We start from the raw sequence: 23,525 nt of genomic DNA on the forward strand, positions 1-23,525 counted from the left end.
CTTCTTTTGATAGGATAGAATAGATTTGTCGCATATTTTCCGGAATCTTCAAACAGAGTTTTGAGGAACGGAATGGTGTTGTCTTTACGGAGCTCTAATCGGTGCTATCAATATACTGTCATTCAAGCCTTTGAACCGAAAAATATACACTTTCATCCTTTAAAAGCCTCATTTCATCCCTTTCCCACTGTCATCTTTCTGGACTTCCAATCCTCTTTCCAATATCCCAACGGACTGATTTTTACTATTCCAAACAAAACCGGTCTATTTTCTCCTTATTCCCTGATTATTAACGAAATTAACAGGATTTCATTACCTGCGAAGTAACGGAAAAAATCATATAATCAACAGCTATGTGAAAGGGAATGAAAATGAGAGATTATTCACTTTTTTATTTTTTTAAATTTATAAATTTAAAGTTTTCAATTATGAACAAAAAGTTTCTAAGTGTGATCCTGTTCAGCGCCTTAATGGTGGGCACTGCAGGAACGTTCACGTCTTGTAAGGACTATGATGACGACATCAAGGACTTGCAGGGACAAGTTGACGGCTTGGCTGGAGACGTTAAAAAGCTACAAGGCGATTTGACGACTTTAGGTACTACAGTCGACAACTTAACTTACGTGAAGGATGCAAAAATTGAGAACGGCAAACTAGTTGTCGTTGACAAAAATGGTAATCCACATTCGTATGACATTCCGGCAGGTGTAACCTATACATTGTCTGTTTCTAAGGATGGGGACGAAGTTACAATCTCTTTGAAGGGCAGTGACGGTAGCACGTCAGATGTAAAAATTGATATGCCTAAAGGGTTTGATGCTACTCTGCTCTCCATAGATAAGGATGGCAATATATTGTACGATGATGAAAAAACTGGTGGAAAGATTGACTTGCCCACAGTTCCTACTCTTACTATGGAGATTTTGGACGAAGACGGTGTCAAATTGGGTTATATTATAAAATATGGTAGCGCTACTCCTATCAATCTGCGAATTTCAGATGTGTTGCCTATCACAAGCTTCGAATATATTCCAGAATCTATTCTGCAAGGTTGGGGTGAACGCGTAATTGTATTCCACAAGGATAGCTATAAACCGGTAGAAATTAAAAATGATGCAATTGTTGCACTTGCAAAAACAAATTATTTGCCGAATCAAGCAGCACCTCAATTCCATGTAAATCCTTCTTCTGCTACACAAGAACAAATTACTAAAACAGATGTACTAGATAAGACCGTTACAATGACCAAAGGTGTGAACGCGGGTCTTGTTACTTGGAAAAACACTGTTATTGAAGGAGGATTGGCTACTGTGACTTTGGAAGCCAACCCGAATTTGTTTGCTAATTCTAGTTTGACTGAAGATAATGAAAAACCCGAACTGAACGAAATAGCTCTTCAGTTTACAACCAAAGCGGGAAACAAGGTTACTACAGAATATGTAGGTGTTGTAAACCGTACAGAGGAATTGAAACTTGTTTTAGCTGATAAAGAGGTAACTAGTGAAAATGCAAAGGATGATAAGTGCCATTTTGCAACGAATTTAGCTGCTGCCGAAGAACAAAAAGCAAAGATTGGAGTAGACAATAAGCCTGCTGCTGACAACAATCATTTGGTACAAAATGTTGTTTATGATGATGCGGTTTCTGAGCAAGGTATTGATTTGAAGACTTTGGTTACAACTTGTAATATTGCCGGTTCTCAACATAAATTCTTCAATTATGCCAATTATGCCGATACATATGAACTGACATTTGAGGCAGTGGAATATAAGGTGAACAATACTCCGCAAGAAAATTATATGACTTTGGAAGATGGTATTTTCCATGCAAAGAATTATGGCGGTGTAGACAAGAGCGCTATCGGTAAGTCTCCTATTGTATTGGCTAAGTTGACAGACAAAACTAACAACAACGAGTTGGTTGCAGCTGCATGGATTAAACTGCTGATTGTTGCAGGTGAAGTTTCTACTGATATTGAGGATGATTATGTAGCAGAAAAGAAAGTGGAAACAAATCTGGGATGCAACAGTGGTGCAGGTTGGACGTACGAGACTGAAGACGAGTTCATGAGTGCACAGGTTTATAACTTCAAGAACAATGCTGACTTGGAAGCACTGAGCAAACAACAATGGCATCATATCTATGCATTCGATGAAGATGCCACCACCGAATATGCCGAAAATCAGGTAGGTGACTGGACGATAACTGCAACTGAGTACGATGAGAATAATGAAGCTAACCAAGTGGTAAAATTCGTGCTTAAAACAACTCCGTTTGAAGTGAAGTCTTATGTGGGCTATGCCGTATTTACTAAAACAACAGAAGACACTAAATTGGATGCTGTTGCCAACAGCCGTACATATCCTGAAAATGTGGTTATCAAGTATGTTGTTGAAGTGAAAAATATCGACTTTACTGCTAATACTCCACAAGGCTCTACCGCAGGCGCTAAGATTGCAGAATACTGGTCAACATTCAAGGGAAAATCGGCTATTGACATTTACTGTGCAACTCCGGATGATGCAGGAACAACAACGAAGGCTGTTATTGAACAAGACTTGTTGAGCAATTTCTATGGACGTACTGTAGCTCTGAAATATAACAAGGAGGATGCAGAAGAAAAATATCCATCATTTGCTCATGAAAATATGACTGTTAAGTTTGTATTCTCTGCAGAAAACAACAAGCGTATCGTAAAGGGGAATGACGGCAAGAATTATGAATTGTTTGTAAATGCCGACGGCACTCAAATTCATGCTCTTGAAGTATTGGAAGGTGATTTCACAGCTATCGCTTCTGATGAAAATGTAATTGCAACTCTCAGCGAAAATGAAACTGATGACAATGGTACTGCTACTGAAACATCGGATGATGTGACTATTGCCGAAAATATTAAGATTTCCTACCAGAGCAATGACGTTGCCAAGGCTGTACTTAACTGGGCTGCACGTGATACAGATGAAATGTTGTATGCTACTATTGATATGAAGTATTACAATGGCTGTGACCAGTATGTTCCTGTAACCGATGGTACATTCAATGCCAAATTTATCCGTCCGGTTAATATTTCCGGAAATGAAGGCAAATACTTCGAGGATGGTAACAATGAAGGTAAGAGCGTATTGAACTTAGGAGACTTGGTTGTATTGAAAGATTGGCGTCTGGATGCAAGCAGTGGTTTGAATGAGTTCTCTAAGCACTTGAATTACTACAAGTACTACAACGTAACAGCTATCAAGTTAGCTGAAGACAAAGACATCCTGACTAATTTGAATAACAGTGAAACATTTGTTCCTATCGAAGAAGTATTTGGTAAAACTGGTGCAGAAACGTTGTTGACATTTGATTCTAAACCACAAACATACGAGAATGTTCCTACAGAAGTTCCAAACTTTGGTACTGTGACCTACAACAATAAGGATGTGAAAGTTCACTCTTCTTTCTACCTGCGTATTCCTATTGAAGTTGTTTACGTATGGGGTAGTGTGATAGAAGAAATCGATGTAGAAGTTAAGCCTACTCTCTAACATAGAGAAAACTGTACTTCTAGAAGTACTCTAAATTGAAAAGGGGATATGTTGATAATCAGCATATCCCCTTTTTACACTTCTGAAATTTGCCCCTTCATTTTCATTCGGCTATCCTATTCTCAGCATAAAAAATGCCCCCGTTCATTTCATTCTCCCTCCACTTTCCACTATCTTTGTCCCCACGATGAAAAAGTTTGCCGACGTCATATTGCCTTTGCCTTTGTACAGCTACTTCACCTACTCCCTGCCCGACGAATGGGTGGATGAAGTGCAGACCGGTTGCCGGGTGGTAGTGCCATTCGGACGGAAGAAATACTATACAGCCATCGTGCGCAACGTGCACTATTGTGCCCCCACCGAATACGAAGTAAAGGAAGTGTCCGCTTTGCTGGATGCCCGCCCGATACTGCTTCCGCGGCAGTTCAAGTTCTGGGAATGGCTCTCCGATTACTATCTCTGCACGCAAGGAGACGTCTACAAAGCTGCCTTACCCTCTGGCTTGAAGCTGGAAAGCGAAACAATCGTAGAGTACAACCCCGATTTCGAATCCGATGTCCGCCTGCCGGAGAAGGAACAGAAGATACTGGATATGCTCTCTGCCGACCCGGAGCAATGCGTGACGAAACTGGAGAAGGAGACCGGCATCAAGAACATACTTTCTGTCATCAAGTCACTGCTCGACAAAGAGGCCATCTTCGTAAAGGAAGAATTGCGCCGTACCTATAAGCCTAAGACCGAAACCCGTGTACGCCTCACCGCCGCCGCCCGCAACGAACACCGCCTGCACATCTTCTTCGACGAGTTGCAGCGCCGTGCCCCCAAGCAACTGGACCTGCTGATGAAATATCTGGAACTCTCCGGCTACCTCAGCGGACGAGATATAAAAGAAGTCTCCAAAGCCGAACTGCTGCAACGCACCTCTGCCACCCCTGCCGTATTCAACGGTCTTGTGGACCGTGGTGTATTCGAAGTCTACCAGCAGGAAATAGGTCGCATAGACAAAGCACTCCTCAAAGAAGTCATCCCCGTCAACCCGCTGAACGAGCACCAGCAACGCGCTTATCACTCCATCTTAGAGAATTTCCAAAGCAAGAATGTCTGCCTGCTGCATGGCATCACGGCAAGCGGCAAGACAGAAGTCTACATTCACTTGATAGAGGAAACCATCCGGCAAGGAAAGCAAGTGCTCTATCTCCTGCCCGAAATAGCCCTCACTGCACAAATCACAGAGCGCCTGCAACGCGTATTCGGCTCCCGACTGGGCATCTATCACTCCAAGTTCCCCGATGCCGAACGGGTGGAAATCTGGCAGAAGCAGCTGTCGGAAGCAGACTATGACATTATTCTCGGCGTCCGCTCCTCCGTTTTCCTTCCTTTCCGCAACCTCGGTCTTGTGATTGTGGACGAGGAGCACGAAAACACTTACAAGCAGCAAGACCCCGCCCCCCGCTATCATGCCCGCAATGCAGCCATTGTACTCGCCTCCATGTACGGCGCCAAAACTCTGTTGGGTACGGCAACCCCTTCTGTAGAGACTTGGCACAATGCCACATCCGGCAAGTATGGCCTTGTGGAACTGAAAGAACGCTATAAAGAGATACAACTGCCGGAGATTATCCCCGTAGACATCAAGGAGCTGCACCGCAAGAAGAAGATGAACGGTCCGTTCTCCCCACTGCTCCTACAATATATCCGCGAGGCACTGGAACAAAAAGAACAAGTCATCCTCTTCCAGAACCGCCGCGGCTTCGCCCCCATGATAGAGTGCAACACCTGCGGCTGGGTACCCAAGTGCAAGAACTGCGACGTCAGCCTCACCTACCATAAGGGGCTGAACCAACTGACCTGCCACTACTGTGGCTACACCTACCAACTGCCCCGCATCTGCCCCGCCTGCGAGGGCACTGACCTGCGCAACCGCGGCTTCGGCACGGAAAAAATAGAAGATGACATCAAAGCCCTCTTCCCCGACGCCCGCGTAGCCCGTATGGACTTGGACACCACCCGCACCCGTACCGCCTACGAGCGCATCATCTCCGATTTCCAGCAAGGCAAGACGGACATCCTGATAGGCACGCAAATGGTGTCCAAGGGTCTGGACTTCGACCACGTCAGCATTGTGGGCATACTCAATGCCGACACCATGCTGAACTATCCCGACTTCCGCGCCTACGAGCGCGCCTTCCAGCTGATGGCGCAGGTTGCCGGACGCGCCGGACGGAAGAACAAGCGCGGCAGGGTGGTGCTACAAACCAAAAGCATCGACCATCCCATCATCCCGCAAGTCATTGCCAACGACTACGAAGCCATGGTAGGCGGGCAGCTTGCCGAACGCCAGATGTTCCACTACCCGCCCTACTACCGCCTGGTGTATGTCTACCTGAAGAACCGGAACGAGACCCTGCTCGACCTCATGGCACAGACTATGGCCGCCAAGCTCCACACCGTCTTCGGCAACCGGGTACTGGGACCGGACAAGCCGCCCGTAGCACGCGTACAGACCCTGTTCATCCGAAAGATTGTCTTGAAGATAGAAACCAATGCCCCGATGGCCCGTGCCCGCGAACTGCTCGTCCAGGTGCAAAAGGAGATGGTGGCGGAAGACCGCTTCAAGTCGCTGATAGTGTATTATGATGTAGACCCGATGTAAATAACTCGTAACTAAAGAAATATGAAGAAGATACTTTTCGTTTGCCTCGGCAACATTTGCCGTTCCTCCTCGGCAGAGGGAGTCATGAAGCATCTGGTAGAAGAAGCCGGACGTGCGGATGAGTTTTTAATCGATTCTGCAGGCATTCTGTCCTATCACCAGGGCGAACTGCCGGACAGCCGGATGCGTGCCCATGCCGCCCGCCGTGGATACAATCTGACGCATCTTTCGCGACCCGTACGTACCGAGGATTTTTACAACTTCGACCTGATTATCGGTATGGACGACCGCAACATCGACGACCTGAAAGATCGTGCCCCTTCAACCGCCGAATGGAGCAAGATACACCGCATGACGGAATACTGTACAAAGTTTACCCATGCCGACCATGTACCGGACCCCTATTACGGCGGTTCCGAAGGTTTTGAGTATGTGCTGGACATTCTGGAAGATGCTTGTGCGGGGTTACTGCAGAGCATTTAATCCAGCGGCATTACATGGTACAGCGTCCCCTGCCGTGACTTCTTGTTCGGTATTTCAAGCTTCTTGAGCGTCCGCCCGAATACGGCCACCTTATTGATAGCCAGACGGTCACGCGTCTTTGTCTGCAAGGCGGAAATAATCTGCATGGGCATCATCCATTGCCCCTCCTCATCCTCTTCTGCCGCACGGAAATGGCTGTGGAAGAGTTGTTCCAGTGGGGTGAGCTGTTCAAATTCCCGGTTCGTCCGCTTCAAGATGGCTTCGTCGGCATCATCCAGCCAGTAGCGCTCACCTTTGGCTACGGCATTCAGAGCCTGCGCATAGAGCTGACGGTAGTTGATGGTGACATTCGTATCAATGGGACCGGTGACCTCAATGCAGATGAAACGGCGGCTGCCACTGGGGTCGGACAACAAGTCCTTCTGATTGCTGGTGCCTATGAAGGAGGCATACCGCCGCATCTCACGGATGGTGCTGCCGTAGGGTTTGCGCAGGTTGGCAGCCGGTTTCTGCAGCAGATGCTTCAGGAAGCCCTGCTGGTTGATGTTGATTTGATCGAACTCGTCAATGTTGACGAGCAGAAAGCGTCCCAGACTGCGTTCTGCTTCCTGCCTGCTCTTGAAGTCGATGCTGTCCGTATAGCCGAAACGCAGCTCCGGTGGCAGCAAAATGCGGCAAAAGGTGGATTTCCGGAACCCTTGAGAACCGACAAGCAGAGGAGAAGTATTGTTTCCGTGTTGCCGGTCCATTCCACGCCAGTGTGCCACCATGCCCAGGAACCAGCGGTAGAACAGCTCCCGCCAATGAGGATTGTGGCACGGGACGAGGTCGGCCAATGCCCGGATGCGGTCTTTCCCATCCCAGCGGCCGGTGTCGTAAAGGTATTCTTCGACGGGATTATAGAGTGGCACATAGTCTGAAGTTAGGAAACGGTTGATGTCGCGGTCCCATACGCGGATACCCTCCTTCAGGGCATTCATAGAGACTGTACTGCGGGCACGCTGGTCGGCGGGCTTGAAATAGAAATGGACGGAGTCGCGCTGACGGTATTCCAAATCATCCAGAACGGTGTTGTAGCGGAACTCATACCGGCGACCCATAAACTCTTCCAGCCGGAAAACGCTCTCCTGTTCTTGCGTCAGACTGCTCTTTTTCCCGAAGCCTTTAAGCTCTTGATATAGGTTATGAATCGTTTGACGGACAATGAATTCATCCGTTTCCCGGTAATAGTGCATCAATGTCTGGCGGACTACTTCCTCTTCGGGGATGCCTGCCTTGAAACAATGTTCGGCCAGAGGCACCAGCAGTATCCGTAAATCCCCGTCCCGTTTCCAACCGTCCAATTCGCGGAATGCACGGTCAAGGGCCGATTCGAAAAGTATGGCGAAGGTGTCCGAGGCTTTACTGTCCGGATGCAGCCGCAACAGCGGGCTCTTTTCTGCGAGTTTTCGTTGCCGGAAGTTCTCCTCTTCGGGCATGCCGAGGGGCTGTTCCAGGCAGAAAGGCACAGCGGCAGGATTGTAGTAAGGATATCCGTCCAGAGTCATGCGGCAACTCTGGGTAAGGGAAGGTTCTTTCAATGTAATGGCAAACGGCAGCAAGGGCTGGTAGCACTTCACCGCCATACGGTAGGCGTGGGCATGAAACAAGGCGGCATCGCTCTCCCGCTTCGGTGTCGTGCCGTCGGGCAGGGCAAACAATACCCATATCTTGGCACTCCGTCCGCTGGAACCGCAGAAAGCGGCAAAGGTCTGTGGCAGCAGGGCGGCTTGTTGCTTTACATATTCCGCTTCGGCAATGCCCGACAGACGGTTTACTTCCAGTTGTACGAGTCCGTTATAGTTCTTCATCCACCGTTCCCCCTCTTGTGTACGGCTATATTCCACGGCGGGATAGATGCGGGGCAACTTGTCTATATGTTCGTATTGGGCGCAAGTGCCCTCCAGTTGAGGAAGGATGGCCCGGAGGGTCGATACATGTCCGGCTTTGGTTTCGGTTTTTAGTTTTTTAATCAGTGCATCCGCTTCCAGGGTGCTGAGGGCTTCCTTTCTGCTCTCTTTTTCTGCTCTAATCAAGGTAATTTTCATTCTGTTTGTCAGCTTTAAGTAAATATAATTCTCGTAAAGATACTACATTGAAGAGCTGAAAGCAAGCATTCTGCGGAATAATTATTAAATGGATACAAGTCTCCACGACTCATGTAGAGAAGTGTTAAAAGCAAGTGAGTTTCTTTGTCAAAACACTGGCATTCCTTTGCTTTTCTCCCTTTGTTTGTCTACTTTTGTATAGGGAATAGATGACGCCTAACGACCATGAACAACTCTGCTTACGGCCATGAAGCAATCGCTTGACGACCGTAAGCAGAGTTGTTCATGGTCGTTAGGCGTCTCTCTTTCCATAGCTTTTACGGATGAAGTACGCACCCCGCACCTATTCCGCATAGGGCGCAAATTTATTATATAACAACTTAAAAGACATTGAACTATGGCAATTTTATTTGATTGGTATGAACTTCCGGAACCAAAAGACAAACAGCGGGAAGAAAAGATACTTCATCCACGCATCCGCTTGAACGGCTCTACCACTACCGACGAACTGCGTCGCAGAATTCAGGAACGCAGCTCGTTGACGGAGACTGATGTTTCGGCGGTACTGGATGCCTTGTCGCACGTCATGGGGGAAGACCTTGCCGAGGGGCGGCAGGTGCATCTGGACGGTATCGGCTATTTTCATCCCGTACTGACGAGCACGGAGCCGGTGACCGCTGCGACCAAACGAAAAACCACCAAGATTAAGCTGAAGGGCATCAAGTTTCGTGCCGACCAGGTGCTGAAGAATGAGATAGGTGCCATCAAAGTTAAACCGCTGGGGCTGAATGAGCATTCCCAAAAGCTGAGTGACAAGGAGATTGACAGGCGACTGACGGGCTACTTCTCTACGCATCAGTTCCTTACGCGCGAGAGTTTTCAGGTTCTCTGCGGGATGATGCGTTCCACTGCGCAGCTTCATATTCGCCTGCTCCGCAGCGAGGGTAAGCTCGAAAATGTGGGAAAACTGAACCAACCGATTTATGTGCCTTGTACGGGGTATTACGGTAGAGACGAGTAGGTTACGGTAAAACTTAGGCGTTTTGAGTAGGTGGAAGCAGATTTTGCTTCCACCTTTTTGGGTTGCTTCCACAGCGGGGCAAATGCCGATGGATAGGGGGGATGCAGGAGGTGGGTGGAAGTGTGGAAGCAAAGTGATGGAAAATAAATTTCTGGAGGGGATTTAGAAAAAGAAAGCAGGAAAGTAAAATTAAAGATTAAAAAAATCCCTGGCCTCAAAGAAGCCAGGGATTCTAATGTTATTTCAAGGTTTCTCTAAATAAGTCCTCCATAATAAAGGACTTATTTAGGAATACATTGATTAGCGTTTGTTTACAGTCATGCCAAGTTCGATAACACGTTCGTGCTTGTACATGTCAACAACTGTAATCTTCAATGTAGAAGGAACAGCAGCTGTCGGGTTAGTTGCCTTAGAATTTACGGTGAAACCAGTGATTTTACCTTCCTCGATGTTTACAGTGAAGTATTCATCCACTTCACCGTTGGCATTGGATACCAAGTGGGCTTCCTTAATTTCCAATGACTTTTCATAAGGTGCGCTCAAAAGTGCACTATATTCACTGTCACGAGAGCTGATACCCTTAATATACTTAGCATACTCTACAGTAACATCTTTACCATAAGTCAGTTCTGTGCTATAAGGTAATGTCGCAGTAGCTTTCAAACCAAGGTCATCCTTAGTAGCCCATCTCCAAGTGTATGTATCGTTGTAGATGCAATTGAATACAGTCGGGAAAGAAGCAGCGTCGATAGTGTAATTAACAAAGGCACCATCTTTCTTCTCAGAAGAAATCTTACCATAGTTGTACACTGCAGTTGTAGCATGCTGAGTCTTATTGTCAATGTACTTTTCAACTACAGACAAAGTTTCTGCACCAGTTACACCATTGTCAACAGTCTTATCACCGTTTACCATAGCAGCAGCAAATGTTATCAGATAATCCTTTGCTTCACCCTTACCGAAGTTGAATACTTGTTTCATTTCCATTGTACCTTCTATAGCCTTCTTAGCAGTCCAATCGTTAGGAATCAAGTAGCAGTTGTAAACGCCTTGAGCATCCAGCTGGTTAGTCTTGATAGAGAATCCTTCCGGCAATGTAGTCGGCAATACTTTCTGTACAGAAATGGTACTTTGTGACAAGAATGTACCTTCAGCATCAAAGAATTTAACGATACCTTCGTAAACCTTGTCATTCTTCATTGTCTGGAGGTCAACTGTAGCTGTCAATTTAGCGTTTGCGATATCTTCAATCTTAGTAGCCTCAGTCTTACCGTCAGCTTTGTAGAATGTGAATACAATACCATCAAGTACATTAGCAGTTTCTGTGATATTAATCTCATCCTTAGCATAAATGCTCAAGTCGAACTTGGCAGCACCGGCAGGAACTGTGAATTTAGCCAGGCCTGCATAAGCGTAAGTAGTCGGAGCATCGACATATGCAGTCGGAGTGATTACGTATTTAGCTTCACTAGCTATTTCAGAACCATTACCAGCCTTCACCCAAACGATTACTGATTGTTCAACTCCGGTATAGTCGATAGTAACCACCTTCAAAGGTACTACTACGCCCTTGGCATAAGCACCACTAATTGTGATATCGAATTTGTTGTCTTTGCTAACAGTTTCTACACCTGCAATAGTCAAGCTCTTGATAGCAGCTTTGTCTGTTGTAGAAAGAGCCTTATTATCAATATCAACAACAACATAGCTACCCATGATAGGGCTGGTTCCTTCTTTTGAAGCAACATTGATTTGGAATGCTTCACCACTTGCTACAGGGTAACATTTCTCAGTATTAGGTGTCGCAGTAGCAGATGGATTTTCATAAGCTGTCAAATCCTTTTTAACTTCTATCGTAGATTGAATAGTTGAGTTCTTTGCAATCTCATCTGCCTTAGTATAAGTTTTCAGTGCTGATTTCGCAGTAATATCATAAGTTGATGTTACAGTTCTTGCATCCTTAGTTGCTGCAAGTGCAAATAGGACGCTCTTATCCTCACTTACTACTTTTTTACCAAAAGCTTCGAGATCAGCCTCTTTGTTCAGTTCTACTTTAACTTCGTAGAGACCGTTAGAAACAGATCTGGTCAACAAGCCGTCGTATGCTTCTGTGCTGAGTGTAATATCACTGAGAGCTTCACCCTTGCTATTGATAAGAGAGAACATCTCGTTTGTCACAACAGCATTTACGGGAGCTACAGAAATCATGAAACTAGCCGGAGTTGTGTAAATCTCATTGGCATTGATTGTGAAGCTGCCAGTAAATCCTTTACCGAATTCGTATGATTTTGCATCTTTCACGCTGGCGTTCGGATTCAGCTTAGCAGGAAGCTGTGCATAGTTCAGTTCCAGTTTCGGATTTGCTGTCTGAAGATCCAGACTTGTAATCATCTCCGTAGTCAAGCCTGTCAGTTTCGTAACCTTTTCAGTCAAGTCATTGATTGTTGCCGCAAGTTCCTTCTTTGCAGCATCGAACTTAGAATCGATAGTAGACTCCAACTGTGCCTTTACTTTGGCTACTTCATCTTGAGCAGCCTTAATTGCCTCTGTTTTTGCATTAGCAGCATCAAGAGCGGCTTGAGCGGCAGCTTTCTCAGCTTCTGTTGCAGTAGATGCAGCGTCATTAGCTTTCTTCACAGCTTCTTCTGCTGAAGTCTTTGCAGCTGCAGCTTCTGTTTTTGCGGCATCCAAGGCTGCTTGCAAAGCTGCGATTTGAGAAGTCATATCTTCCTTAGTCGCAAGCTTGTCAATTTGTCCTTGCAAATTCTCGATGTCATCATCGTAGTCCTTACAAGACGTAAACGTTCCTGCAGTGCCCACCATTAAGGCGCTGAACAGGATTACACTTAGAAACTTCTTGTTCATAATTGAAAACTTTAAATTTATAAATTTAAAAAAATAAAAAGTGAATAATATCTCATTTTGAATCCCTTTCGCATACTTGTTTTGTTACTAAGTATTCCGTTACTTCGCAGGTAATGAAATCCTGTTAATTTCGTTAATAACCAAGGAATAAGGAGAAAATAGGTGGGGTTTGTTCAGAATAGTAAAAATCAACCCGTTGGGATATTGGAAAGATAATATATAGTCTTAATCTCCAACATCATAGAAAAGCTACAATAGAAATTATGAAGTTAAAAAGTCTCTAATTTTCAATATAAGATTCTATCTTTCAGTTTATTGCTTACGTTGGGAAACTTTTTGTAAAGCCAATATCAATCCGCTCCTCAAAACTTTGTTTGAAGACTATAAAAAAGAAACAACAAGTTTGCTCTACTTCCTCAAAAGAAGTAATCTCTTTTATACTGGATATCCTTCGTTTTTTACAAAAGAAATTACCCTTTGATTGGCTTCGTCAATCTTTCTGTTGCTGAAAGGTTTCAGATAAGTTTCCGTCACTGTGATGGAAGAGTGCCCCATGGCTTCTGATATGATTCCAGGATGTATCTCGCAGTGGTAAGCCATGGTCGCCCAAGTATGGCGTGCCGCATAACTACTGAGTGCCGACTGCATTCCCAAGCATTGTCTGAGTACTGCCAAACGTTGGTTGAATGCCCTGAGTGCCGACTGGTATTCCCGGTATGCCGCTTCTGTGCCTTCCTCACTTTGTAATATGGGGAATAAATAAGGAGAGTCCTTGTCCTTGTTTGCTATCATTCTCACCATTTGCATAGCCTCCGGCGTCAGTGAGACGGTCAGTGCCCGTCCCGTCTTCCTGCGCCTATAGGACAAGGTATTTCCTTGTAAATCCCTTTTGTGCAAATAGGCCAGGTCCACAAAAGGAATCCCTCTTAGCATAAACATCAATACAAAGAAAATTTTTGTTTTCTGTCGGGTGTTGGGAGAATTACCGGCCTGCAGGCTCATCTCTGTCTCCCGTACCAAGCAGCCTATGTCGGAAGCTTCGAGCGCCTTTTTCCTATCCGCCCGTGTGCCGGTATACACATGCTCAAACAGCCTGGGTACATATCGCACCAGCTTTTTGTCCACCGCCCGGTTGTAAACCGAACGTATCGCTTTGATATAGGTGGATACCGTATTCCAACTACAATTCCTCTGCCTGAGGAAGTTTTCGAATCTCTTCAGCACGGTCGGGCTCAGCTTGCGCATGGGCATCGGTTGCCATTGGGTGAATGCCGAGAATGCATTCACCGCTGACTGGTAGATGTGTGCCGTCCCCCACCTGCCGCTTTCCCGGAGTTCCCCGATGATTGAGGAGAACATCTCTTGTAAGGTAATTTCATTTCTGCTCATTTCCAAATTATTTATAAAAAGGTTTATCCTGCAATTATAAATAAATTGAGAGCAAGTGCAAAGGCATCATTCTGAAATCTGCGAAACGGGAATGATGCCGTATCCGACAGCTTATTTGTTGGCTAACGTCTGTTTAGTGGCTGATATACGTATCCTGGAAGAACCGCTTGTTATCATTCAGGCTGCAAGTGGCATCCACTCCGGCTTGTTGCAGGCGTTCGGCAATCTCATTCAGTTTCTTTCTCGAAACCCTTCCGATATAGAACAGACGGTAGCGGTAATCGTTGTCCAGCAATTCCATGACGTGCGTGAAATTCTGTTCGCGGGCAAAGTCGAAGTTTACTTTTCTTAGGTTCTGGTACGGATAGCGGATAGTCCTGCCTACGCTGTGTATGATGAGGCCGTTATTGTCCAACGTCAGGTAGCAGAAGCGGGTCATCAGCATGCTGATGAAAAAAAGACTTAATGCAAACGAAATGATAGCCGGGATGAAGCCCCACCATACGTTGCCACTGATGGAATAATATCCCAATATAAGGAATATCAGGAATAAGACAAAGAACCAGAACATATAGAGTGACGGACGCTGGTATGTTTCTGTGGGAACCTCTGCGACTGTCCGTTCCCTCGGTGCGTAGTTGTCGAAGGGGATTTCTTGGGAGACCAGGTAGCGGATGACCGAGGAAGGGTGACGGAAAGGAGGCAGATAGATTACTTTTTCTTTCCCTTCCTTTAGATGTAAAGTCAGTATGCCCGGACCATATTTGTCTTTCGCAGCCAAGTTGCTTTTGCGGGGAACCTGGTGGTAACGCTTCATGAAACTGAAACTCTTGATTTGGTGCAGTCCGATGTGCTGGCTTTGCAGCAGTTGTTCGGCTCTTTTCTGTTCTTTACTGGTCACTTCCATAGTTCTTATTTTTTAAGTTCGGGATAACTGATGCGGGTATGGTATATAGTCTTCAGCTTCTCCTTGAATACGTTCTTCACGGTGGCAATATCCTTGAAGGTGATGGGGCATTCCTTGAAATAGCCTTCTGCCACTTGCGAATCGATAATCTTGTCTACCAGATTGCTGATGCTCTCTTCCGTATATTCGGGCAGACTGCGTGAAGCGGCTTCCACCGAATCGGCCATCATTAGGATAGCCTGCTCTTTGGTGAACGGGTTGGGACCGGGGTAGGTGAATGCCTCCTCGTTAGGGTCTTCACCGGGGTGCTCGTTTTTCCAGGAGATATAGAAATACTTCGTTTTCCCACGGCCATGGTGAGTGGTGATGAAATCCTTGATTACTTTGGGGAGATTGTTCTTCTCGGCCAGCTTCAGCCCGTCCGTCACATGGCTGATGACGACTTGGGCACTTTGCTCATAGCCCAGATTCTTGTGCGGATTGACTCCACCCGATTGGTTCTCGGTGAAGAACACCGGATTCTCCATCTTGCCGATGTCATGATACAGCGCTCCGGTACGTACCAGCTGGCTTTTGGCTCCGATACGGTTGGCCGCTTCCGCCGCAAGGTTGGCAACCTGCATGGAATGCTGGAAGGTGCCGGGAACTGTCTCGGACATGCGGCGCAGCAGGCTGTTGTTGATGTTGGACAATTCGACCAGGGTGACATTGGAGGTAAAGCCAAACGTCTTTTCCACCAGGAAGAGCAGGGGATAGGTGAACAGCAGCAACACTCCGTTGATGACGAAATAGGTGTACATGCTTCCGTTGATTTTTGTCAAGTCGTTTTCTGTAATCAGCTCGAAAGCAAAGTAGACGGCAGCGTAGGTCAATATGACGAGGAAGGCTGTCCGGAACAGTTGCGACCGTTGTGAAAGTTCCCTCAGACTGAAGATGGCAACCAGCCCCGCTGAGAGTTGCAGAAGAATGAATTCATGCGGATAGCGCAGGCAGATGGAGCATATCAGTATGGTGGTGACTTGTGCGATGAAGGCCGTGCGTGAGTCGAGGAACACCCGGATGATGACCGGCAGCATGGCATACGGGATGATATAGACATTGAATATGTTGTTGGCAACCATGATGGCCGTCACCACGCAATAGAACATGATGAGGGCGAAGAGCAGGGAGAGGCTGCCCTTGCGCTTGTAGTAATCTTTACGGAACAAGTCGAGGTAGAGCATGAAACACAGCATGAAGATACTGACAAACAATACCTGCCCCGCCAGCATCAACCGTTTTTGCCCGATGGACTCACTGCGTTTGATGGATTCTTTCCGTAGACTCTCAAGGATGTTGTATGTCTCCTGGCTGACAATCTCGCCGCGGTCGATGATTTTCTGTCCGCTCAGTACGATGCCGTTGGCCCATGAATAGTTGTCGAGCATCTCCTTCTTAGCGGTTTCGGTCCGCTGCTCGTCATAGGTCAGATTAGGGAACAGATATTCGTTCAGCGAGCATTGCCGTAGAATGTCCGGGCGGTAGTGGGCGGTATCGGCCGTGAGTATATAGTTATAGGCATCCTTCACCGAATATACCTTGTTGATGTCCTGCTGGTTGGCCAGTTTGTCGTTAATGACCATGATGGCGGTTGTGCTGTCCTTATGCAGTTGGTTCAGCTCTTCGGTAGAAACGATGCCGGCGCGATATACTTCAGAGAGTTTCCTTTCCAGAAAGCGGACGTAGTCGGTGGAGGGAAGCAGGCCGCGCAGGTGGGTCTGATAGTCTGCCTTCAACTTGGCGAGCACACTTTTCTCAATGCTTTTGTCCAGCTGGAAATACGGCTGGAAGGCGGCGAGGATACTGTCTTGCTCGCGTTTCACCACTTCATCGGCCTTATAGATGGGGAAGTCGAAGGTGGCCATGAGCTGTCCGTACTTCCAGGGCTTGTCAATGTCGAACTGGTAGTTGAATTTACCGTCACGTGGCAGAAAATAGACAATAATCCCCACAGTGCCGATGAATATCAGTGCTCTGTATAGCAAATCTCTGAGCGAGAACTCTTTTTTTGTATTGAAATAACTCATATCGGCTGAAATTTTTGCGAAAAGTACAAAAAAAAACATTAGTGTGGAAAAAAAGGTTTAATTTTGCCGTCTAAAATATTCATAAGTAAGGTAGATTATGACAGAAAGAAAGGTCAGAGTCCGTTTTGCCCCGAGTCCTACGGGGGCGTTGCACATCGGCGGTGTGCGTACAGCTTTATACAATTATCTCTTTGCGCGTCAGCATGGAGGAGATTTGATATTTCGTATTGAAGATACTGATTCCAACCGGTTTGTACCGGGTGCGGAAGAATATATCCTGGAGTCTTTCAAGTGGTTGGGCATCCCGTTTGACGAGGGCGTGAGTTTCGGTGGAGACCATGGCCCGTACCGTCAGTCGGAACGTCGGGAAATATACAAGAAGTATGTTCAGATTCTGCTGGAGGCCGGAAAAGCCTACATCGCTTTCGATACTCCTGAGGAGCTGGAAGCAAAGCGTGCGGAGATTGCGAATTTCCAGTACGATGCTTCTACCCGCATGCAGATGCGCAATTCACTGACCCTTCCTAAAGAAGAGGTAGACGCGCTGATTGCTGCCGGTAAGCAGTACGTGGTGCGTTTCAAGATAGAGCCGAACGAAGATGTGCATGTGAACGACCTGATTCGTGGGGAAGTAGTGATAAACTCTTCCATTCTTGATGACAAGGTTCTTTATAAATCGGCAGATGAACTTCCTACTTACCATCTGGCCAATATTGTGGACGACCATTTGATGGAAGTGTCCCATGTGATACGCGGTGAGGAATGGTTGCCTTCCGCACCGTTGCATGTATTGCTCTACCGTGCCTTTGGGTGGGAGGATACCATGCCTGCCTTTGCGCATTTGCCCTTGTTGCTGAAGCCCGAGGGTAACGGCAAATTGAGTAAGCGTGACGGCGACCGTCTGGGCTTCCCGGTTTTCCCGTTGGAGTGGCATGACCCCAAGTCGGGAGATGTCTCTTCAGGCTACCGCGAATCAGGCTATCTGCCCGAAGCGGTCATTAATTTCCTGGCTCTGCTGGGCTGGAATCCGGGCAATGACCAGGAACTGATGTCTATGGATGAATTGGTGAAATTGTTTGATTTGAGCCATTGCAGCAAGTCGGGTGCCAAATTCGACTATAAGAAAGGTATCTGGTTCAACCATGAGTACATCATGATGAAACCGGATGCGGAGATAGCTTGTCTTTTCAGACCGGTGCTGGAGTCCAACGGCATAGACGCCTCCAACTATAGCGACGAGTTCCTTACGAAAGTGGTTTCACTGGTGAAGGGACGCGTCAACTTCGTAAAGGAACTGTGGGACCAGACCCGTTTTTTCTTCGTAGCCCCCACGGAATATGCGGCAAAGGATGTGAAGAAGCGTTGGTCGGAAGATACTCCCCGCATCATGACCGAATTGATGGATGTGTTGCGCGGCATCGGGGATTTCTCCTCCAAGCCTTCCGAAGATATTGTGATTGGTTGGATTACTGAGCGTGGCTATCACATGGGAAATGTGATGAATGCCTTCCGCTTGTCAGTGGTGGGCGAGTGTAAAGGCCCGCACATGTTCGACATTACCGAGCTGATTGGCAAGGAAGAGACGTTGGCCCGTATACAGCGTGCTGTTGATGCTTTAAAGTGAATAAATCTTCTTCATCCTTAATCCATATAGTATGCTATATGACTTGGCAATAGCCATCTACGATATTCTGGTGCATCTGGCTGCTCCATTTAGCCGTAAGCCCCGAAAAATGATGAAGGGACACTGGGTGGTCTATGAACTTCTCCGGCAGCAGTTGGAGAAGGACGTGCGCTATATATGGTTCCATGCCGCTTCTTTGGGGGAGTTCGAGCAGGGACGGCCGTTGATTGAGAAAATTCGTGCCAAATATCCGGATTACGGTATTCTGCTGACTTTCTTCTCGCCGTCGGGCTATGAGGTCCGCAAGAATTATAGGGGGGCAGACGTTGTCTGTTACTTGCCTTTCGACAAGTCCCGCAATGTGAAGAAGTTCCTGGATATCGTGAATCCCTGCATGGCATTCTTCATCAAGTACGAGTTCTGGAAGAACTATCTGGACGAACTGCACAAGCGCCGTATTCCGGTGTACAGCATTTCTTCCATTTTCCGCCGCGGACAAGTATTCTTCAAGTGGTATGGCGGTACGTACAGACATGTGCTGCGCGACTTCGACCATTTGTTTGTGCAGAATGAACGCTCCAAACGCTATCTGGCGAAGATAGGTATCAGCCGTGTCACGGTGGTGGGGGATACCCGTTTTGACCGTGTGCTGCAGATTCGTGAGGAGGCCAAACATCTGCCTTTGGTGGAGCTTTTCAAGAACAACACGATGACTTTCGTGGCAGGAAGCTCCTGGCAGCCGGACGAGGATTTGTTTATTGAATACTTTAACCAGCATCCAGAGGTGAAGTTGGTTATCGCTCCGCACGTTATCGACGAAAACCATCTGGTAGAGATTATCCGTAAACTGAAACGCCCCTACGTGCGCTATACCCGTGCCGACGAGAAGAATGTCCGTAAGGCCGACTGCCTGATTATCGACTGCTTCGGGTTGCTCTCTTCCATCTACCGCTATGGCGAGATTGCCTATATCGGAGGTGGTTTCGGAGTGGGAATCCACAATACTCTTGAGGCTGCAGTTTATGGCATTCCGGTGATTTTCGGACCGAAGTATCAGAAATTCCAGGAGGCCATCCAGTTGCTGGAGGCAAAAGGCGCTTTCTCGGTGAAGGATTATGAGGAACTGAAAACTTTGCTCGACCGTATGCTGACAGATGAAGTCTTTTTGCGCGAATCAGGCATGAATGCAAGCAATTATGTGACCGGCAACGCCGGTGCAACGGATAAGATAATGAGTATGATAAACTTTTAGAAAAGTAAAGAGTGATAAAAGCGATAGGGCGGTAAAGGTGATGGAATGGCATCCCTTTATCGCCCTGCCTTTTTGGGGCGCCTTGCTCCCTTTATTTGTACCAGTCGGAATACATCAGATAGTTGTGTGCAATCTTCTGGTTCAGCTCCTTGGCCTGCTCCGGATCTACTTTCTTGATGAACTTGGCGGGGACTCCTCCCCAGATGCTTCCCGGCTCGATGACCGTATTGCTCAATACCAGGGAACCAGCGGCGACAATAGCCCCTTCGCCCACTACTGCGTGGTCAAGGATGGTGGAACCCATCCCTACCAAAGCATAGTTCTTGATAGTGGCTCCGTGGATGGTCACGTTGTGCCCCACGGATACGTGGTCTCCTATCTCTATGGTCGATTTCTCGTACAAGGTGTGGAGCACGCTTCCATCCTGGATGTTTACTCCGTTCCCTATGCGGATTGAGTTTACGTCACCCCGCAGCACGGTGCTGAACCAGATGCTGCAATCCCGTCCCGTCTTGACGTCGCCAATGACAACCGCATTGTCCGCCAAAAAACAATTCTCCCCGATTTCGGGAGTGAATCCTCTTACTGATTTTATTAATGCCATTTTTTTAGTGATTAGTGGTTAGGTTACTGCATGCTTCCTTCAGCCATTCCCGTTCTCCTTCGTTCAGGCTTGGCGAAAGTGCCTCGTATACATGCTGGTGATAGTTGTCCAGCCATGCCGTTTCCTCTGCCGTCAGCATCTCTTTGATGATACCTTTCTTGCAGATGGGGCAGAGGGTAATGGTTTCGAACTTCAGGTAATTTCCGAACATGCCTTCACCGTCCTTCACGGTCAGCACCAGGTTTTCCGTGCGTATTCCATGGCTTCCGGCTTTATAAACGCCCGGTTCGTTGGAAGTGACCATTCCCGGCCGTAGGGTTACCGGATTCTCATTCATGCGGATGCTTTGCGGACCTTCGTGCACATTGAGGAAATGGCCTACGCCGTGCCCGGTACCATGCAGGAAGTTCATGTGGTATTGCCATATCGGCATGCGGGCCAGTACATCCAGTTGCGCTCCTCGCGTACCTTCCGGGAAGACAGCCATGGCGAGGTCGATATGTCCTTTCAGTATCAGGGTGTAGTCCGTCTTCTCTTCTTCGGTCAGTTTCCCCAGTGCGATGGTGCGGGTGATGTCGGTAGTGCCGTCCAGGTATTGCGCACCCGAGTCCAGCAGCAGGAATCCCTCGGGTTTCAGTGGCACGTCCGTTGCCGGAGTGGCTTCGTAGTGTACGATGGCTCCATGTTCCTTGTACCCGGCAATGGTGTCGAAGCTTTCTCCCATGTAGAGTGGCTGTGCGGCACGGAATTCGTGCAGTTTCTTGTCTACGCTGATTTCTGTCTCGTTGCCTGCGGGAACGGCCTCCTCCAGCCATTTCAGGAACTTCACCAGTGCCACTCCGTCGCGTTGCATGGCTGCGTGGATGCCGGCTATTTCCCGGTCATTGCGGACCGCTTTCAGCAAGGCTATCGGTGAGCGCTCGTCAAGTACCCGGCAGGAAGGGGGGAGGGCGGAATAAACGGCATAATTCGTCTTTCCCATGTCGAGCATGATGCTGCCGTCCGGTATTCTTGTCACAAAGGATTCGGTGTCCCCATAAGCATGGATGGTGACGCCGGCTTCTTCCAGATAGGCTGAAAGCTCTTCCGTTACTTTCTCGGGCTGGATGAAAAAGTGTGTTTCTTGTTCGTTGATTATCAGGTAGCTTACTACTACGGGGTTGCAATGCACATCGTTGCCGCGTATGTTGAGTGTCCATGCTATCTCGTCCAATGCCGACACCAATAATACGTCCGCTTCACTCTTTTTCATCTCCCGGCGGATAGCAGCCAGTTTGTCCGGACAGCTTTTCCCGGCGTATTTCATCTCGTGGATAAAGGCGGGTGCTTCGGGCATGGGAGGGCGGTCTGTCCATATCTCATTCATCGGGTCGGCAATGCTCTTTACGGTGATGTCGTTTTTTGCCAGATCCTCTTGCAGGGCTATGGCTTGTGTGGTGGAAAATACCTTCCCGTCTATACCTACAACTGAATTCGCTGTAAGGTTCTCCCGCAGGAAATCGAGGATGCTGGGCGTTTCGGGCAGCATTTCCTTGTATAAGTCGATGCCGCTGCCTTCCAGCTGCTGCTCGGCTTGGAGAAAATAGCGGGAATCTGTCCACAGTCCCGCCTTGTCGCTGGTGATCACCGCCGTGCCTGCCGAACCGGTGAAGCCTGATATCCATTCTCTTGATTTCCAGTACGGTGCTACGTACTCGCTTAGGTGCGGGTCGGTACTGGGGATAATGAAAGCGTCTATGCCTTCTCTTTTTAACAATGCCCGTAGAGCATCTATACGTTGATTGATTGTCTGAGCCATATTTTTATAAATGTAATTAAGTAGGCGTGTAAATGAGTTTATAATCTCTCCATTCTCTGCTTTCAAAGTTACACATTCTCTTTTAAAAATGTGCTATGCTTCACGGATTTTAGCGGATTGGCTCAATAAAAACATCTTTCCCTTTGCTCATTCGTTTGATAATTAGGAATCATGGGTAATTTTTTTGCAGAAAGTTTTGTGAATAAAGAAAGTATGTGTAATTTTGCCGCTCAATTTAATCGTGAGATTTTTAAACCATTAACATTTAATTAAAAGAAAATGATTGTAGTACCTGTAAAAGAAGGCGAAAACATTGAAAAAGCGCTGAAGAAATTCAAAAGAAAGTTTGAAAAAACTGGCACAGTTAAGGAATTGAGACGCAGACAACAATTTGATAAACCGTCTGTGACTAAAAGACTTAAGAAAGAACGTGCTGTTTACGTTCAACAACTTCAGCAAGTAGAAGATTAATAATTCGTAAATTCCTTTGAATTATTGAATTCTTTTTCATACATTCGTTGCATGATTTTAGATATGTAGCGATATGTTGTTGACAGATTCTTTTCTTGACTATCTTCTGCATGAGCGGAACTATTCCAAAGGTACGGTTGAGTACTATCGGGCAGATATTCTTGAACTGCAGAGGTTTGGAGAAGAAATGTTGGGAGACTTGACTCCATCGGATGTAGATGCGGAACTTGTTCGTGAATGGATTGCTTCCTTGATGGACAAAGGACTTGCTTCTAATACGATAAACCGAAAGCTGAGTTCTGTCCGGACATACTATAAATTCCTTTTGAGGAGAGGCAAGGTTGCGGTAGATCCGTTGCGGAAAGTGACGGGGCCCAAGAAGAAAAAGCCGCTTCCGGTATTTCTGAGAGAGGGTGAGATGAATAGGTTGCTGGATGATATGGACTTTGGTGAAGGTTTTGAAGGGTGTCGCGACCATATGATTATTGAAATGTTTTATGCTACCGGCATGCGACTTTCAGAATTGATAGGGTTGGATGATAAGGATGTCGATTTTTCGGCTTCTCTCGTTAAAGTGACGGGAAAACGGAATAAACAACGTCTTATACCTTTCGATGAGGAGCTGGGACGCTCGATGCGAGAATATGTCAATGTGCGGAATGAAGCTGTCCCGGTTCGCTCGGATGCTTTTTTTGTCCGGAAGAATGGAAAAAGGCTTTACCGCAGTATCGTAGCATGCCTTGTGAAACGAAACCTTTCGAAGGTAGTGACTGTAAAA

15 protein-coding genes are annotated in these 23,525 nt (G+C 47.0%); 8 read left to right on the forward strand and 7 right to left on the reverse strand.

From position 1 onward, the window contains the following. The first annotated feature begins 428 nt into the window (after positions 1-428). The 3 genes from ABUA47_RS06850 to ABUA47_RS06860 all read left to right on the forward strand — a co-directional run bounded on the left by ABUA47_RS06850 (position 429) and on the right by ABUA47_RS06860 (position 6,663). On the forward strand, positions 429-3,527 hold the full coding sequence (locus tag ABUA47_RS06850) for a hypothetical protein (RefSeq protein WP_195650891.1): 3,099 nt from the start codon (positions 429-431) through the stop codon (positions 3,525-3,527). Positions 3,528-3,714: 187 nt separating this feature from the next. Continuing rightward, a complete protein-coding gene (priA, locus tag ABUA47_RS06855; protein ID WP_347774936.1) occupies positions 3,715-6,180 on the forward strand; it encodes a primosomal protein N' in 2,466 nt (821 codons plus the stop codon). A gap of 21 nt (positions 6,181-6,201) precedes the next feature. Next, the gene (locus ABUA47_RS06860; RefSeq protein ID WP_005825832.1) at positions 6,202-6,663 is read left to right on the forward strand and encodes a low molecular weight protein-tyrosine-phosphatase; all 462 of its coding nucleotides are present in this window, start codon (positions 6,202-6,204) and stop codon (positions 6,661-6,663) included. Here ABUA47_RS06860 and ABUA47_RS06865 read toward each other — a convergent pair. Continuing rightward, positions 6,660-8,750, reverse strand: coding sequence for a BT4734/BF3469 family protein (locus ABUA47_RS06865; protein WP_118930945.1), 2,091 nt, complete (start codon positions 8,748-8,750; stop codon positions 6,660-6,662). The genes ABUA47_RS06860 and ABUA47_RS06865 overlap by 4 nt on opposite strands. A gap of 397 nt (positions 8,751-9,147) precedes the next feature. Here ABUA47_RS06865 and ABUA47_RS06870 point away from each other — a divergent pair, with 397 nt between their 5' ends. Next, positions 9,148-9,771 carry an HU family DNA-binding protein gene (locus tag ABUA47_RS06870; RefSeq protein WP_008661896.1) on the forward strand — a complete coding sequence of 208 codons (624 nt, stop codon included), beginning with the start codon at positions 9,148-9,150 and terminating at the stop codon, positions 9,769-9,771. 300 nt (positions 9,772-10,071) lie between these two features. On the opposite strand, the gene ABUA47_RS06875 is transcribed toward ABUA47_RS06870, so the two are convergent. From ABUA47_RS06875 to ABUA47_RS06890, 4 genes are all read right to left on the reverse strand, one after another. Further along, positions 10,072-12,636: a hypothetical protein gene (locus tag ABUA47_RS06875; protein ID WP_117588583.1), complete on the reverse strand. Its 2,565-nt coding sequence runs from the start codon at positions 12,634-12,636 to the stop codon at positions 10,072-10,074. Between the two features lie 435 nt (positions 12,637-13,071). Continuing rightward, positions 13,072-14,025 carry a tyrosine-type recombinase/integrase gene (locus tag ABUA47_RS06880; protein ID WP_009037310.1) on the reverse strand — a complete coding sequence of 318 codons (954 nt, stop codon included), beginning with the start codon at positions 14,023-14,025 and terminating at the stop codon, positions 13,072-13,074. A 133-nt stretch (positions 14,026-14,158) separates the two neighbouring features. Then, positions 14,159-14,932 (reverse strand): hypothetical protein, encoded by a 774-nt coding sequence (locus tag ABUA47_RS06885; protein ID WP_035450380.1) that lies wholly within the window; start codon positions 14,930-14,932, stop codon positions 14,159-14,161. A gap of 5 nt (positions 14,933-14,937) precedes the next feature. Next, positions 14,938-16,998, reverse strand: a complete 2,061-nt coding sequence (locus ABUA47_RS06890) for an HD family phosphohydrolase (protein WP_009037308.1) — start codon at positions 16,996-16,998, stop codon at positions 14,938-14,940. A 97-nt stretch (positions 16,999-17,095) separates the two neighbouring features. Here ABUA47_RS06890 and gltX point away from each other — a divergent pair, with 97 nt between their 5' ends. Both gltX and ABUA47_RS06900 read left to right on the forward strand, forming a co-directional pair. Continuing rightward, positions 17,096-18,622, forward strand: coding sequence for a glutamate--tRNA ligase (gene gltX, locus ABUA47_RS06895; RefSeq protein ID WP_009037307.1), 1,527 nt, complete (start codon positions 17,096-17,098; stop codon positions 18,620-18,622). A gap of 31 nt (positions 18,623-18,653) precedes the next feature. Continuing rightward, positions 18,654-19,874: a 3-deoxy-D-manno-octulosonic acid transferase gene (locus ABUA47_RS06900; RefSeq protein ID WP_005825739.1), complete on the forward strand. Its 1,221-nt coding sequence runs from the start codon at positions 18,654-18,656 to the stop codon at positions 19,872-19,874. Positions 19,875-19,965: 91 nt separating this feature from the next. On the opposite strand, the gene ABUA47_RS06905 is transcribed toward ABUA47_RS06900, so the two are convergent. Together ABUA47_RS06905 and ABUA47_RS06910 are read right to left on the reverse strand one after the other, a co-directional pair. Continuing rightward, the gene (locus tag ABUA47_RS06905; RefSeq protein WP_022401597.1) at positions 19,966-20,478 is read right to left on the reverse strand and encodes a gamma carbonic anhydrase family protein; all 513 of its coding nucleotides are present in this window, start codon (positions 20,476-20,478) and stop codon (positions 19,966-19,968) included. A gap of 4 nt (positions 20,479-20,482) precedes the next feature. Further along, positions 20,483-22,276 (reverse strand): aminopeptidase P family protein, encoded by a 1,794-nt coding sequence (locus tag ABUA47_RS06910; RefSeq protein ID WP_008661879.1) that lies wholly within the window; start codon positions 22,274-22,276, stop codon positions 20,483-20,485. Positions 22,277-22,555: 279 nt separating this feature from the next. Here ABUA47_RS06910 and rpsU point away from each other — a divergent pair, with 279 nt between their 5' ends. Both rpsU and ABUA47_RS06920 read left to right on the forward strand, forming a co-directional pair. After that, a complete protein-coding gene (rpsU, locus tag ABUA47_RS06915) occupies positions 22,556-22,747 on the forward strand; it encodes a 30S ribosomal protein S21 (protein ID WP_005825735.1) in 192 nt (63 codons plus the stop codon). A gap of 73 nt (positions 22,748-22,820) precedes the next feature. Beyond that, positions 22,821-23,525, forward strand: a 705-nt coding sequence (locus ABUA47_RS06920) for a tyrosine-type recombinase/integrase (protein ID WP_349831482.1), incomplete at its 3' end; no start/stop codon positions are given.

The sequence above is a fragment of the Bacteroides sp. RTP31139st1_H2_RTP31139_211217 genome (genome assembly GCF_040227615.1).
Classification (GTDB): Bacteria; Bacteroidota; Bacteroidia; order Bacteroidales; family Bacteroidaceae; genus Bacteroides; species Bacteroides uniformis.

Bases quoted from the DNA above. Each gene is read 5' to 3' on its own strand.
- ABUA47_RS06880 (WP_009037310.1), bottom strand. From the start codon at position 14,025: ATGAGCAGAAATGAAATTACCTTACAAGAGATGTTCTCCTCAATCATC.
- ABUA47_RS06910 (WP_008661879.1), bottom strand. From the start codon at position 22,276: ATGGCTCAGACAATCAATCAACGTATAGATGCTCTACGGGCATTGTTA.
- ABUA47_RS06850 (WP_195650891.1), top strand. From the start codon at position 429: ATGAACAAAAAGTTTCTAAGTGTGATCCTGTTCAGCGCCTTAATGGTG.
- gltX (WP_009037307.1), top strand. From the start codon at position 17,096: ATGACAGAAAGAAAGGTCAGAGTCCGTTTTGCCCCGAGTCCTACGGGG.
- rpsU (WP_005825735.1), top strand. From the start codon at position 22,556: ATGATTGTAGTACCTGTAAAAGAAGGCGAAAACATTGAAAAAGCGCTG.
- ABUA47_RS06885 (WP_035450380.1), bottom strand. From the start codon at position 14,932: ATGGAAGTGACCAGTAAAGAACAGAAAAGAGCCGAACAACTGCTGCAA.
- ABUA47_RS06890 (WP_009037308.1), bottom strand. From the start codon at position 16,998: ATGAGTTATTTCAATACAAAAAAAGAGTTCTCGCTCAGAGATTTGCTA.
- ABUA47_RS06900 (WP_005825739.1), top strand. From the start codon at position 18,654: ATGCTATATGACTTGGCAATAGCCATCTACGATATTCTGGTGCATCTG.
- ABUA47_RS06865 (WP_118930945.1), bottom strand. From the start codon at position 8,750: ATGAAAATTACCTTGATTAGAGCAGAAAAAGAGAGCAGAAAGGAAGCC.
- ABUA47_RS06875 (WP_117588583.1), bottom strand. From the start codon at position 12,636: ATGAACAAGAAGTTTCTAAGTGTAATCCTGTTCAGCGCCTTAATGGTG.
- ABUA47_RS06905 (WP_022401597.1), bottom strand. From the start codon at position 20,478: ATGGCATTAATAAAATCAGTAAGAGGATTCACTCCCGAAATCGGGGAG.
- priA (WP_347774936.1), top strand. From the start codon at position 3,715: ATGAAAAAGTTTGCCGACGTCATATTGCCTTTGCCTTTGTACAGCTAC.
- ABUA47_RS06860 (WP_005825832.1), top strand. From the start codon at position 6,202: ATGAAGAAGATACTTTTCGTTTGCCTCGGCAACATTTGCCGTTCCTCC.
- ABUA47_RS06870 (WP_008661896.1), top strand. From the start codon at position 9,148: ATGGCAATTTTATTTGATTGGTATGAACTTCCGGAACCAAAAGACAAA.